Source organism: Zongyangia acetica (assembly GCF_038739695.1).
GTDB lineage: Bacteria > Bacillota > Clostridia > Oscillospirales > Ruminococcaceae > Zongyangia > Zongyangia gallinarum.
On sequence record NZ_JBBEWN010000007.1, the window covers coordinates 50,167 to 63,857 of the forward strand.

The following is a 13,691-nucleotide window of genomic DNA, read 5'->3' on the forward strand; positions in this document are numbered from 1 at the left end:
TTATTATACGGTCAGCACCCCGTTATCCGATTCGATGAGGATCAGCACCTGTTCCTCCGCACCGGTCCGGGCGTTGATATAGACCAGGACCTTCTGCCCTTCCCTGCCCTCGCAGAGAAATTCATAGCAATAAGCCTCATTCATGCCGCTGGTGGGGATGACGGCCATATTCTGGGACTGGACGGTAAGGGAGGGGCTGAGGATTTCCCTTGCCGTAGTATCTGTCAGCATGGGGGCGGAAAACTCCCGCTCCTGGTGGTTCATCAGATACCCTCTGGCGTCAAAAAAGACCACGCTGCCGGTATCCAGCGCCACCCCCACCTTGACCAGGTCGGGATAACAGATGACGCCGTCCTGCTCATAGGCGAAATTCATGGTACAGATGCCGTTTGCCACCTCGTAATAGCTGTCCTTCATGGAGCCCATCCCCACCTTCTCCAGATATTCCCAGGCGATGGTGAAGGCGTTATCCACCGACTTTTCTGGATCGCCTACGTCGCGGCTTACGCTCATATAGCAGAGATACCCACCCTGCTTGGTGACGCCTACATTGATGTTTTCCCCAGAGAAGCAGTAGAGGGGCATTTTGGAGTTTTCATCCGGCGCGTCGGAAAGGGCCTCCGGATCCACCATGGCCGCTGCGGCCGCTTTTTTCAGGGCGGCGGCCCGGGTAACGGTGCTCTGTCCCTGGGTCATCACCGGTGTCCGGTCGGTGAGATGGTCGGAGAAGGGGCCGTCATAGATCAGTTTGGGATAGCTGGTGAAGCCCTCCTCCATCTCCTCAAAGCCGGAGCCTAGGGTGGCGACGCCGGGATCGTCGGTATCCTCTTGGTCGGAGTAGTCGGCCAGCTCTCCCAGGGCGGTGCCGCTGGTGTTGATATAGTCGTCCAGGCTGAGAAGGTCATTGCCCAGGGTCTGGGCGTAGTCGATCATGCTCTCGAAGCTCTCCCGTTCATCTAAACTGAGATCCTGCCCCTCCATAGACTTCTTGGAAAGGGCCATGGAAAAGTCACCGACCTGGGAGAGGAAGCGGTAGGTGTTTTCCAGATGAAGCTCCCCCACCGGCAGGCTGGAAAGGCAGGATTTGGCGGAGGCCGCGTCCTTCCAGAGCTGGGCGGAGATCATGGAGAGCTGGGCCGGCGTTCCCACATAAGTGCCCTTGAGGAGGGTGTTCTGGATGTTGCCCATCAGGCTGGTCAGCTCATCCAGGGATTTCCGGTAGCTGCTCTCCAGAGCGTTCTGATATTGTATGGCATGGTAATTGCCCCGAAAGGCGCTGATGCCCAGCACCAAAAACAGGGCGGTGAGATAGCTGATGATGCGGATCATGGTACGTTTTTTCATGAAAGACTTCCTTCCCGTCACGGATTTATCACTATATTTTCCTTTTTTATTACAAATATGTAAAATGAGGCGGGTTTGTTTGAACTTGGGGGGCATCTGGTGTATAATGTCTTTGTTTACGACACGCTTTTTTGGCAAAAAAAGCGGGATAGGTGGGAATTATTTTTTTATGGAATGCTATCTGGACAATGGGGCGACAACGGCGGTATCCCCGTCAGCGGTGGCGGCGGCAAAGCGCGCCATGGAGGAAGTTTGGGGCAATCCCTCTTCCCTGCACCGGCGGGGGATCGACGCATTTTTGCTTTTGCAGCAGTGCCGGGAAACGGTCGCCGGTGTGCTGGGCTGCGACCGGGAGGAAGTGACCTTTACCTCCGGCGCCACCGAAAGCAATAACCTGGCCCTTTTCGGCGCCGCCCGGGCCAAAAAGCGGCGGGGCAACCGGATTGTCACCACCGCCTTTGAGCATTCCTCGGTGATCGCCGCGGCCGGGAAGCTGGAAACAGAGGGCTTTGAGGTGATCTTTGTCCCGCCGGAGCCGGACGGCACCCTGCCGGCGGAAAAAATTGCCCAGGCCGTGGATGAAAACACCATCCTGGTCAGCACTATGCTGGTGAACAACGAGCTGGGCACTGTGTTGGATATTCCCAAAATCGGACGGCTGATCCGCCGGAAGAATAAAGAGGTGCTCTTTCACTGTGATGGGGTCCAGGCGTTTTGCAAGATCCCCTTCAAAGTTTCCCGCTTGGGGGTGGACCTTATGTCGGTGAGCGCCCACAAAATCCACGGGCCCAAAGGGGTGGGCGCCCTTTATGTGAAAAAAGGGGTGCGGATCCAGCCCCTCCTCTACGGCGGCGCGCAGGAGAAGAAGCTGCGCCCCGGCACCGAAGGGGTGCCCATGATCGCCGCCTTCGCGGCGGCGGCTCAGGAATCGGCCCAAAAGATGCTCCCCTCCCAGGAGAAGGTGGCGGAGCTTAACCGGGTCCTGCGGGAGCGGCTTGCCGCCCTGGATGGGGTGGTGCTCAACTCCCCGGCAGACGCCTCGCCCTATATCCTCAACCTATCGGTTTTGGGCATTCGGTCTGAGATCATGCTCCATGCCCTGGAGGAGCAGGGCATCTATGTATCCTCCGGCTCGGCCTGTGCCAAGGGGGAGCCCAGCCATGTCCTCTCCGCCATGGGGATGGAACGGAGCCGGGCAGACAGCGCCCTGCGGATCAGCTTCACCTATGAAAGCACCATGGAAGAGGTGGAGATGCTGGTGGAAACGTTGACCTCCCTCATCCCCCGTTTCCGGCAGGGAAAGAAAGGAACTGTACACATATGAATGAAATCATCCTCCTCAAATACGGGGAGATTGCCCTGAAAGGGCTGAATAAATCGGTATTTGAATCCATGCTCATGAAGACCTGCCGCCGCAGGGTCCGGGATTTGGGAGAGTTTAAAATCTACAAATCCCAGTCCACCATGTACTGCGAGCCGGTGAGCCCCGACGCCGATATCGACGGCGCTTTCGACCGCCTCTCCAAGGTGTTCGGCTTTGCGGGGATTGCCCGGGCTGCAGTGGTGGAAAAGGATTTTTCCAAAATCCAGGAGACGGCGGCGGAGTATCTGGCCGACCAGCTGGAGGAAATCGAAACCTTTAAGGTGGAAGCCAAGCGCTCCGATAAGAGCTTTCCCATGAAGTCGCCGGAAATCTGCGCGGAACTGGGAGGCTATCTGCTGGAAAAATTCCCCCATCTCCGGGTGGATGTCCACCATCCCGACCTGACGGTGACGGTGGAGGTCCGGGACTACGCGGCTTATGTCCGGGGGGAACAGCTGCCCGGCGCCGGCGGCATGCCCATTGGCTCGGCGGGAAAAGGAATGCTGCTGATCTCCGGCGGCATCGACTCCCCTGTGGCCGGCTATATGATGGCCCGCCGGGGGCTGGAGCTGACGGCCATCCACTTTGTCAGCCCTCCCTACACCAGCGATATGGCCCGGCACAAGGTGCTGGACCTGGTGAAAAAGATGTGTGCTTACTCGGGGAGAATCACCACCCTGGTGGTCCCCTTTACCCATATTCAAGAGGAAATCCGGGACAAATGCGCCGAGGAATACTTTACCGTCATTATGCGCCGGTATATGATGAAGATCGCCCAGATCGCGGCGGAACGCTACGGCTGCGAGGCCCTCATCACCGGGGAAAGCGTAGGCCAGGTAGCAAGTCAGACTATCCCGGCCATTGCCTGCACCGATGTGGCTACCCAGCTGCCGGTGCTGCGCCCCCTCATCGGCATGGATAAGGATGAGATCGTCACCATCGCCAGAAAGATCGACACCTTTGAGACCTCCATCCTTCCCTATGAGGATTGCTGTACTGTATTTACCCCCAAGCATCCCCGTACCCGTCCCAAGCTGGCCTCCATCCTCCACGAAGAAGAGGCGCTGGAGGAACAGGCTCTCATTGACGAGGCGGTAGCGGGGATGGAACAGATTACAATTAGCATATAATTGCATTTATATAACATTACGTATATCGAAGGAGGCGGAAGTTGATGACCGCATATCTCATCGGTGCCGGTGAGGAACAGCTGCTGGGCAGCCTGGCGGGAAGCCAGGCGAAAAATCTGCTCAAGGAGCTGGAAACCATCGGGATCCATGTGCAGGGACAGGCCAGCGCGGCGGGGAGCCAGCAGAAGCTGGTATCGCTGCTCACAACGGCCCTGCCCAAAAGCGACGTCATCATCATCACCGGGAAAATCGGACCGGGTGAGGATGACTTTGCCCGGGAGATTGTCTGCCGGGGGCTGGGAATGCAGCTGGAGCTGGATTCCACCCAACTGCGGATCCTGGAGGACAAATGCGAACAGCGGGGCGCTATGATGCCCCCATCCTATAAGAAGCTGGCTATGATTCCCAGAGGAGCTACGGTGTTCCCCAATACTATTGGGATGACGCCGGGTTTTGCCATGGTCAAAGGCCATCAAAGCGTCATTATGCTGCCCGGTACGCCGGGGGAATATCTGCCCATGCTCATCCATGAGGTTTTCCCCTTCCTGGCCAGAAGAAGCCAGGCCCAGGTGGCATCCAGGACCATCGCCCTGATGAACCTGGATGGGGAAGGCGCAGCCAAACAATTGGGGGAACTGGCCGCCCGTCAGAACCCAGCAGTCTGCGTCTATGAAAAAGAGGGGCAGCCCTTTATCCGGGTGACTGCCGCGGCCTCCACCATGGGGGAAGCCCAATCCATGGCGGTGCCGGTGGTAAAATCCATCGTTGCCAGATTGGAGCCTTATGTCTGCGGCATCGACGCGGCTTCCATGGAGGAAGCCTTTGTCAGACGCCTGCATAAAGAGCAGATGACGGTGGCCACCGCTGAGCTGGGCACCGGCGGCATGCTCAAACGCCGCCTTTCTGGAGTGGCAGGGGCCGCTGCCGTCTATGGTTTTGGCATTATGGCCAATTCCGACCGGGCCCGGCACCAGGTGCTGGGCATCCCGGAGAAGATACTGAAAAAATACGGCGAATACAGTCCCCAGGCTGCCGCGGCCATGGCCATTGGCGCCAGAGAAGCGGGGGAAGCCCATCTGGGACTGGCTGCCGTCTGTGCTGAAGGCGGCGGCGGGGAAAGTCTGCCCGGCATGACCTATGTGGCGGTTTCCGATGGGGAAAACGTCTGGGTTAAGCAAACGAGCGCCGCCAACCATCGGAAAAACGCGCCTGTCATTAAAAGCGCCGCCGCTACAGCGGCCATGGCCTTGGGCCAGGAGTATCTGCTGGACGGTGAGGAGCTGAAGAAGACCGGTACCCCTGTGGCATCGGCCTTGGCCGGCAAGGTCCGGGTGCTGGAGCAGGGCAGTAAAGCTTCTTCCGCCCCCGGGGTGAAAAAGCCCTGGTATAAGCGGCTGGCCGCCACCTTCCTCCCGCAGAAAGGGGATACCATGAGAGATAAAATCCGTAAGATCATTTTGCTGCTGTCGGTCATTGTCTTCGCGGCGTCGGCCATCTATATCGGCAGCTACTTCTATGAATCCTATCACAATAAACAGCTCAACGAGAACCTGAGCCAACTGCTGGGCACCGGTGAGGTCCCCGACGGCTATCCCGATGATTATTTGGCGGAGTTCGCGGCTCTCTATGAACAGAATCCGGATATCGCCGGATGGCTTTCCATTGACGGCACCATTGTGGACTACCCTGTGATGCAGACCGAGAAGGACGACGGGGAATACTACCTGCGCCGGGACTTTACCGGAGCCAGCAACCAGCACGGCGTCCCCTTCGTGGATGAGCGGGTGGATCAGAAAGCCCCCAGCACCAACACCATCATCTTCGGCCACAACATGAAGGACGGCCAGATGTTCGGAGAACTGATCAACTACCGGGATCTGGAATACTATAAGCAGCATCCTGTCATCAACTATGACTCGGTTTACCGGGAAGGACAGTATAAGATCATCTCCATCTTTGTCACCAACACCCTGCCGGAGCACGGACCGGTATTTGATTACCACAACTTTATCAACGCCACCAGTGAGGAGAATATGGCCCAGTTCCTCAACCAGCTGAGCCTGCGCACCATTATCAACACCGGTGTGGATGTGAACACCAGCGATACCCTCCTGACCCTTTCCACCTGTACCTACGAGTTTAATGAGGCCCGTTTTGTGGTAGTAGCCCGCCGGGTCCGGGAGGGAGAGGATCCCACGGTGGATGTCTCCCAGGCGACAGTCAATCCCCAGCCTCTCTACCCCGACGTGTGGTATGAGCTCTACGGCGGCACCAAGCCAGAGGGCGCTGTGAATATGGTCATCGGCACCACCGAGGCGCCTCCCACCACCACCCTGCCGCAGACCACCCGCGCGCCGGAGCAGACCAATCCTCCTCAAACTACCACAACTACCCCGCCGCCTCAGACAACAACTACAACCACAACAACACCCCCGCCTGAGACGACGACCACAACAACAACGACACCACCTGAAACTACTACAACGACCACGCCGCCTCAGACGCCTCCCCCAGATACATCGTCAGAGGAGACGGAGTCCCTGCCTGAATCAGAGGAACCGCCCACCATTGGGTAAAGGAAGCCCCGCTTATAAAAGCGGGGCTTCCTTTTATCTTTGCAAAATAGGAAGATTTTCTTCCTCCATCTATGATATAATAACAAGGAATCCAGAAAAGGGCGTCTCGGCGCAGAAGATGCCCCAATTCACCGTAAAAGGCGGGGATGAAATGCAGCGGCATAACGTAACGGTCATTGACTTTGGAAAGAGCAAGCCGCCGAAAAAGCGGCCCTGGGGAAAGATCATCCTCTTCTCCCTTTTGGGTTTGATTGTGGCGGCTATTGCTGCGGTCATCGCAGTTTTTTCTTTGCTTCCCAGTCTGACGTCGGATGAGATCAACCAATATGTAGCGCCCCCAGGCGGATCCCTGGCCTTTTCGGATGTACTGGGCCAGATCCCTCTGGAAGATGTAGAGTGGGAGAAAGGATCCCTCCTTCAGGAGGAACTTCCAGACGCCGCATTGACCGGTGTAGGGCTGTGGGGTTACAACAGCCTCCTTCGGGCCGGGGACCGGGTGATGGAGTTGGGAGAAGCGGTCTCTCATACCTCCTCTCCCCTGTTGGATAATCCCCAGGTGTGGAGCCGGCTGGAACTGGTGGCCTATAAGGAAAAGGTTTACCTGATCAAATATTTCCCCTCCTTTTATAACCGGGACAATGTGTCCTGCTATGAGGTGGTGGATGGCTGGGAGATGCTGGATGTCATTGAAAGCCTAGAGTAAAGAAAAAAGCGGAGGGGCCTCCACCGCTTTAATAAAAGAAAAAGGGACGCGGTTTTTTCCGCGTCCCTTTTTCGGTTGTGTATCTATTTCAGGATCGTAGCTTACTTGCAATCGCCATATTTGATAGCGGCCTGTGCTGCTGCCAGACGTGCGATTGGCACACGGAAGGGAGAGCAGGAGACATAGTTGAGTCCAGCCTTGTGGCAGAATTCCACAGAGGAAGGATCGCCGCCGTGCTCGCCGCAGATGCCCAGTTTGATGTCCGGACGGGTCTGACGGCCCAGTTTTGCAGCCATTTCTACCAGTTTGCCAACGCCCTTCTGGTCCAGTTTAGCGAAGGGATCAAACTCATAGATCTTCTTGTCATAGTAAGCGCCCAGGAACTTGCCTGCGTCGTCACGGCTGAAGCCGAAGGTCATCTGAGTCAGGTCGTTGGTGCCGAAGCTGAAGAACTCAGCCTCCTGTGCGATCTCGTCAGCGGTGAGAGCTGCACGGGGGATCTCGATCATGGTACCAACTTTATAGGTCATCTTGACGCCAGCGTCAGCAATAACCTTGTCAGCGGTCTCGGTGACAACACCCTTGACATAAGCCAGCTCTTTGACTTCGCCAACCAGCGGGATCATGATCTCAGGAACGATGTTCCAATCCGGATGTTTCTTCATCACATTGATGGCAGCCTCGATAACAGCGCGGGTCTGCATCGCAGCGATCTCCGGATAGGTGACAGCCAGACGGCAGCCACGGTGACCCATCATGGGGTTGAACTCGTGGAGGGAAGCGATAACAGCTTTCAGAGCCTCTACGGTCATGTTCATCTCTTTGGCCAGAGCGACAATGTCTTCCTCAGCGGTGGGCAGGAACTCATGGAGAGGAGGATCCAGGAAGCGGATGGTAACAGGCATACCCTGCATTGCTTCATAGAGGCCCTCGAAGTCGCCGCGCTGCATGGGCAGCAGTTTCTCCAGTGCTTTCTCTCTCTGCTCCACGGTCTCGGAGACGATCATCTCACGCATAGCCGGGATTCTGTCGGTATCAAAGAACATGTGCTCGGTACGGCACAGGCCGATGCCCTGAGCGCCGAAGGAAGCAGCCTTCTGAGCGTCAGCAGGAGTATCAGCATTGGTGCGAACCTGCAGAGTTCTGTATTTGTCGGCCCAGCCCATGATCCGGCCAAAGTCACCGGAGATGGATGCGGGGACGGTGGGAAGAGCTTCGCCGTAAATGTTACCGGTGGAGCCATCCAGGGAGATATAATCACCCTCGTGATAGGTGCGGCCAGCCAGGGTGAAGCACTTGTTCTCTTCATCCATCTTGATATCGCCGCAGCCGGATACGCAGCAGGTACCCATACCACGTGCAACAACAGCTGCGTGGGAGGTCATACCACCGCGAACGGTCAGGATACCCTGGGAGTAATGCATACCCTCGATGTCCTCAGGAGAGGTCTCCAAACGGACCAGGACAACCTTCTCGCCCTTCTTGGCCCACTCGGTAGCGTCCTCAGCGGTGAAGACGATCTTACCGCAGGCAGCACCCGGAGAAGCAGCCAGAGCGGTTGCAACGGGTTTTGCGTTCTTCAGAGCGGCAGCGTCAAACTGGGGATGAAGCAGTGCATCCAGGGATTTAGGATCGATCATAGCAACAGCTTCCTGCTCGGAAATCATGCCCTCGTCCACCAGGTCGCAGGCGATTTTCAGAGCGGCGGCAGCGGTTCTCTTACCATTTCTGGTCTGCAGCATATAGAGTTTCTTGTCCTCAATGGTGAACTCCATATCCTGCATGTCGCGGTAATGCTTCTCCAAGGTATCGCAGATCTTGACGAACTGCTCATAGCACTCGGGCATAACCTCTTTGAGCTGATCGATGGTCTGAGGAGTTCTAACGCCAGCAACCACGTCTTCGCCCTGGGCGTTCATGAGGAACTCACCGAAGAGTTTCTTTTCGCCGGTGGCCGGGTTACGGGTGAAGGCAACGCCTGTACCGGAATTGTCGCCGGTGTTGCCGAAGACCATCATCTGCACGTTAACAGCAGTACCCCAATCGGAGGGGATGTCGTTCATTCTTCTGTAGTAGATAGCGCGGGGGTTGTCCCAGGAACGGAAAACAGCCATCACAGCGCCCATGAGCTGTTCTTTCGGATCGGAGGGGAAATCCTTGCCGATCTTTGCTTTGTATTCAGCCTTGAACTGGCGAGCCAGCTCTTTCAGGTCGTCAGCGTCCAGCTCGGTGTCCAGCTTAACGCCTTTTTTCTCCTTCATCTCGTCGATGAGCTTCTCAAAGTATGCCTTGCCCACTTCCATTACGACGTCGGAATACATCTGGATGAAGCGGCGATAGGAGTCATAAGCAAAACGGGGGTTGCCGGTTTTCTTGGCCATGACTTCTACGACTTCGTCGTTGAGACCCAGGTTGAGGATGGTGTCCATCATACCGGGCATGGAAGCTCTAGCGCCGGAACGAACGGAAACCAGGAGAGGATTCTCCATGTCGCCGAATTTTTTGCCAGCGATCTGCTCCAATTTGCCCAGGCACTCATAAATCTGCTCCTGGATGTCGTCGCCGATCTTCTTGCCGTCTTCATAATACCGGGTGCAAGCCTCGGTGGAGACGGTGAAGCCCTGGGGTACAGGCATGCCGAGATTGGTCATCTCAGCCAGGTTTGCACCTTTGCCGCCGAGGAGCTCACGCATTTTTCCGTTGCCCTCGGAGAACATGTACACGTACTTTTTGCTCACTGGTAATCTACCTCCTGAAATATTGATTGCCTCTGGTTTGGCAAAAACGGCGGAAACGCATACACAAAACGCTGCCCGCCGCATTTCACACTCCTGATGGGCCGCCTCCCACAGGGGGAAACCACCCAAAGACGGTCCAAAAAACGGCATTCTCATGCCATTTTTCGGACCCAGGACAGGCTCAATTATTAGTATAACAAATTCAATGGGAGTTTTCCATATTTTTGAGAAGATTTTTCTCAAATTTATTTGTTTTGTGGGAAATACCTGGTTTTCTGCTCAATTTCAAAGAAACCCTTGCAAATTGGCCGGAAAGTTGCCATAATATTTAATGTAAACAATTGCGCCCATCTGCCGGCTTTGGGAAAAGAAACTGGCAGAGAGCTTTAAAAAACATAGGATAAAGATTAAGGGGAGGCGGATGGATTGAACGATGTTTGCGCCTTGGTCCTGGCCGCGGGGGATGGAAAGAGAATGAAGTCCAAATACCCCAAGGTCCTCTGCCGGGTGCTGGAGCAGCCCATGATCCAGTGGGTGCTTCGCAGCGTCAGAGACGCGGGAATTGAAAAAATCTGCGTCATCACCGGCAAAAACGGGGAGCTGGTTCGGGAAGCGGCTGAGGGTTGCTCCTTTGCGGAGCAGAAAGAACGGCTGGGCACCGGCCATGCAGCGGCTCAGGCTATGGAGTTTCTGCGGGAGACCCAGGGGGATGTCCTGGTGCTCTGCGGAGACGCTCCTTTTATTGATCAGGCCGCCATTCTGGGAGCCTATGACCTTCACACCAGGACGGAGGCCGCCGTCACCGTCGTCACTGCCCGGCTGGATTCCCCCACAGGATACGGAAGGATTGTCCGGGAGGGAGACGCCATCGCCGCTATTGTGGAGGAGGCTGACGCCGACGAGGCCACCCGGGCCATTACAGAAGTCAACTCCGGCGCTTTTTGGTTTGACAGCGCCTTTTTACAGAAAGCCCTTGTGGAGCTGTCCCCGCAGAACAGCCAAGGGGAATATTATCTGACCGACACGGTGAAGATCGCCGTGCAGCAAGGAAAACGGGTCAGCGGATATCTTTCTCAGAATCCGGATGTGATTTTGGGAGCCAACGACCGCCAGGGATTGCACAGGCTGGGCGAAATTGCCCGGATGCGGGTCATCGAGAAGCACATGGCAAACGGGGTGGAGTTTGTCTCCACCGACGGGGTCCTCATTGCTCCGGACGTGCAGATCGGAGCGGATACCCGGATCCTGGCAGGATGTATGCTGCTGGGAGACACGGTTATCGGGGAGGATTGCGTCATCGGCCCCATGTCCCGCATTGAGGACAGCACCATCGGGGATGGCTGCATCATCAACGCCTCCCAGATTTATCAGTCCCAGGTGGGCAAGGGTGTGAAGATGGGACCTTATGTCCACATCCGGCCCAATACAGTGATCTTTGACAAGGTAAAAATCGGCGATTTTGTGGAGATTAAGAACTCCAACATCGGCGAGGGGACCAAGGTGCCCCATCTGACCTACGTAGGGGATTCCGACGTGGGCCGGGGGGTCAACTTTGGCTGCGGCTGTGTCACCGTCAACTACGACGGACGGGTCAAATCCCGCACCACCGTAGGGGATCAGGCCTTTATCGGCTGCAATACCAATCTCATCGCCCCGGTGCGGGTCGGGGACGGCGCCTATACGGCGGCCGGTTCCACCATCACCAAGGATGTGCCGGACGGAGCCATGGCCATCGGCCGCTCCCGTCAGGAAAATAAGCCCGGCTACGCCATCAAGAAGCTGAAAAAGTAGCCATTGTTTCGGACAGAAGTCCGGGGGATTCACTCCCCGGCACTTTAGAGGATATTAAGAAGCATCGGTTGGAAGCAAAAATAAAAAAAGGGAGTCAAAACTATGAATCTTCACGGTAAGGATATCAAGATTTTCGCTGGTAACTCCAACAAGGACGTGGCGTACCGGATGGCCAAGGAATTGGGGCTTCCCGTAGGAAAGAGCGACGTTGTCACCTTCTCCGACGGGGAAATCTCCTGTTCTATTTTTGAGTCGGTCCGAGGCTCCGACGTGTTTGTGGTGCAGTCCACCTGCCAGCCCGTCAACGATCACCTCATGGAACTTCTCATCATGATCGACGCCTTCAAACGGGCCTCCGCCGGCCGGATCACCGCGGTCATCCCCTATTTCGGCTATGCCCGCCAGGACCGGAAGGCCAAGGCCAGAGACCCCATCTCCGCCAAGCTCTGCGCGGATCTGATCACCACCGCCGGCGCGGACCGTGTCCTGACCATGGACCTGCATGCGCCCCAGATCCAGGGCTTTTTCGACATCCCGGTGGATCACCTGCTGGGCGTGCCCATCCTGGTGCCCCATTTTATCGAGAAATTTAAAGACTGCAAGGACGACATTGTGGTAGTTTCCCCGGATCTCGGCTCTGTGACCCGGGCGAGGAAGTTTGCCGAACGGATGGATACTCCCTTGGCCATTGTCGACAAGCGCCGGCCCAAGGCCAATGTCAGCGAGGTCATGAATATCATCGGCGACGTGAAGGATAAAACCGTCATCCTGGTCGACGATATGATCGATACCGCCGGAACGCTGTGCAACGGCGCCAACGCCATTGTGGAAAAGGGCGGCGCCAAAGAAGTCTATGCCTGCGCCACCCACGGCGTCCTGTCGGGACCGGCCATCGAGCGGATTGAGAAGTCCGCCATCAAGGAGCTGGTGCTTCTGGATACCATCCCCTTGGGCGACAAAAAGTGCAGCAAGATTCAGATGATCCCGGTGGCTCCCGTCTTTGCCGAGGCCATTGAGCGCATCTATGAGGATAAGCCGGTTTCTCCTCTGTTTGTCTAATTTTCCCGATGAGGGATGCCGCCGTGACGCCGGTTCTACATAACCGTGGAGAGGGCGGACAGCCTAGAGACTGCCATAAAAATAGAGCCAGGTTTTTCCTGGCAAGGAAGAGAAAGAACCAGCGGGGTAGCGAGCTATCCCGCTGTGTTTGACGTGGGGCAAAAACGGGGATTTTGCCGTGATTTTTCCCCAAAAGACGAAAAAAGAGAGGAAAACACAGATGGAAAACATGCTGGACCGGCTCTTTGACCGGATAAGACAAAAGAATCCACCAGTTCCCGCCGGCCCGGTGGAATACATTATTGTGGGGCTGGGCAATCCCGGCGCCAAATATGACGGTACCCGCCACAATACCGGCTTTATGGCCCTTGACCGGATTGCGGAGCAGTACCACTGCAAAATCGACCGGCTCAAATTCAAGGGGCTGTGTTGCGAGACGGTGATCTCGGGGAAAAAGGTGCTTCTTTTAAAGCCCTCCACCTTTATGAACCTGTCCGGGCAGTCGGTGACCGAAGCCGCCGCCTTTTATAAGGTGCCCATGGACCGGGTCGTCGTCCTCTTTGACGACATCTCTCTGGAGCCCGGGGCTATCCGGGTGCGGCGGAAGGGCACCGATGGGGGCCACAACGGCATTAAAAATATCATCTATCTCTCCGGCCACGACGACTTCCCCCGGGTGAAGATTGGGGTGGGGAAAAAGCCCCATCCGGATTACGACCTGGCCGACTGGGTTCTCTCCGGCTTTAAAAAGGAGGAAGTGGAACCCATGAAAAACGCTTTCATCCTGGCCCAGGGGGCGGTGGAGCAGATTGTGGCCGGCAACATCGATAAGGCCATGAATCTCTACAACGGCACCGGCCGGCAGAAGGCCCAGGAAAAACGGGCCGCCCGGGAAAACAAAGCCCCGGCGGTTTCCCATCCATCCCAGCCGGCAGAGAATGCCGCTCAAGAAAATCCCGGCGAAAGCAAGGCCTAGCCTGCCGCCGG

General features: G+C 56.4%; 9 protein-coding genes. 7 read left to right on the top strand and 2 right to left on the bottom strand.

Annotated elements, in window-relative coordinates; translation table 11 throughout:
* Positions 1-3: 3 nt before the first annotated feature.
* Positions 4-1,344, bottom strand: coding sequence for a germination protein YpeB (ypeB, locus tag WGC32_RS07760; protein WP_342681286.1), 1,341 nt, complete (start codon positions 1,342-1,344; stop codon positions 4-6).
* Positions 1,345-1,513: 169 nt separating this feature from the next.
* On the opposite strand from ypeB, the gene WGC32_RS07765 reads away from it, so the two are divergent.
* The 4 genes from WGC32_RS07765 to WGC32_RS07780 all read left to right on the top strand — a co-directional run bounded on the left by WGC32_RS07765 (position 1,514) and on the right by WGC32_RS07780 (position 7,116).
* Positions 1,514-2,668: a cysteine desulfurase family protein gene (locus WGC32_RS07765; RefSeq protein ID WP_342681287.1), complete on the top strand. Its 1,155-nt coding sequence runs from the start codon at positions 1,514-1,516 to the stop codon at positions 2,666-2,668.
* Positions 2,665-3,837 carry a tRNA uracil 4-sulfurtransferase ThiI gene (gene thiI / locus WGC32_RS07770; protein ID WP_191509361.1) on the top strand — a complete coding sequence of 391 codons (1,173 nt, stop codon included), beginning with the start codon at positions 2,665-2,667 and terminating at the stop codon, positions 3,835-3,837. Before WGC32_RS07765 ends, thiI begins: the two co-directional genes overlap by 4 nt.
* 44 nt (positions 3,838-3,881) lie before the next feature.
* A complete protein-coding gene (gene srtB, locus WGC32_RS07775) occupies positions 3,882-6,413 on the top strand; it encodes a class B sortase (RefSeq protein ID WP_342681288.1) in 2,532 nt (843 codons plus the stop codon).
* 151 nt (positions 6,414-6,564) lie between these two features.
* Positions 6,565-7,116 (top strand): hypothetical protein, encoded by a 552-nt coding sequence (locus WGC32_RS07780; protein ID WP_342681289.1) that lies wholly within the window; start codon positions 6,565-6,567, stop codon positions 7,114-7,116.
* Between the two features lie 101 nt (positions 7,117-7,217).
* Here the strand turns inward: WGC32_RS07780 and ppdK are convergent, their stop codons facing one another.
* Positions 7,218-9,854, bottom strand: a complete 2,637-nt coding sequence (gene ppdK / locus WGC32_RS07785) for a pyruvate, phosphate dikinase (protein WP_342681290.1) — start codon at positions 9,852-9,854, stop codon at positions 7,218-7,220.
* A gap of 426 nt (positions 9,855-10,280) precedes the next feature.
* Here ppdK and glmU point away from each other — a divergent pair, with 426 nt between their 5' ends.
* The 3 genes from glmU to pth all read left to right on the top strand — a co-directional run bounded on the left by glmU (position 10,281) and on the right by pth (position 13,680).
* Positions 10,281-11,645 (top strand): bifunctional UDP-N-acetylglucosamine diphosphorylase/glucosamine-1-phosphate N-acetyltransferase GlmU, encoded by a 1,365-nt coding sequence (gene glmU, locus WGC32_RS07790; RefSeq protein ID WP_342681291.1) that lies wholly within the window; start codon positions 10,281-10,283, stop codon positions 11,643-11,645.
* 102 nt (positions 11,646-11,747) lie between these two features.
* On the top strand, positions 11,748-12,704 hold the full coding sequence (locus WGC32_RS07795; RefSeq protein WP_191509357.1) for a ribose-phosphate diphosphokinase: 957 nt from the start codon (positions 11,748-11,750) through the stop codon (positions 12,702-12,704).
* A gap of 220 nt (positions 12,705-12,924) precedes the next feature.
* Entirely contained in the window at positions 12,925-13,680 is a 756-nt protein-coding gene (gene pth, locus WGC32_RS07800; RefSeq protein WP_342681292.1) for an aminoacyl-tRNA hydrolase, read from the top strand.
* The last annotated feature ends 11 nt before the right edge of the window (positions 13,681-13,691 follow it).

Excerpts from the sequence above, each read along its gene's own strand:
- srtB (WP_342681288.1), top strand. The coding sequence starts at position 3,882 with ATGACCGCATATCTCATCGGTGCCGGTGAGGAACAGCTGCTGGGCAGC.
- ypeB (WP_342681286.1), bottom strand. The coding sequence starts at position 1,344 with ATGAAAAAACGTACCATGATCCGCATCATCAGCTATCTCACCGCCCTG.
- thiI (WP_191509361.1), top strand. The coding sequence starts at position 2,665 with ATGAATGAAATCATCCTCCTCAAATACGGGGAGATTGCCCTGAAAGGG.
- WGC32_RS07765 (WP_342681287.1), top strand. The coding sequence starts at position 1,514 with ATGGAATGCTATCTGGACAATGGGGCGACAACGGCGGTATCCCCGTCA.
- WGC32_RS07795 (WP_191509357.1), top strand. The coding sequence starts at position 11,748 with ATGAATCTTCACGGTAAGGATATCAAGATTTTCGCTGGTAACTCCAAC.
- pth (WP_342681292.1), top strand. The coding sequence starts at position 12,925 with ATGGAAAACATGCTGGACCGGCTCTTTGACCGGATAAGACAAAAGAAT.
- WGC32_RS07780 (WP_342681289.1), top strand. The coding sequence starts at position 6,565 with ATGCAGCGGCATAACGTAACGGTCATTGACTTTGGAAAGAGCAAGCCG.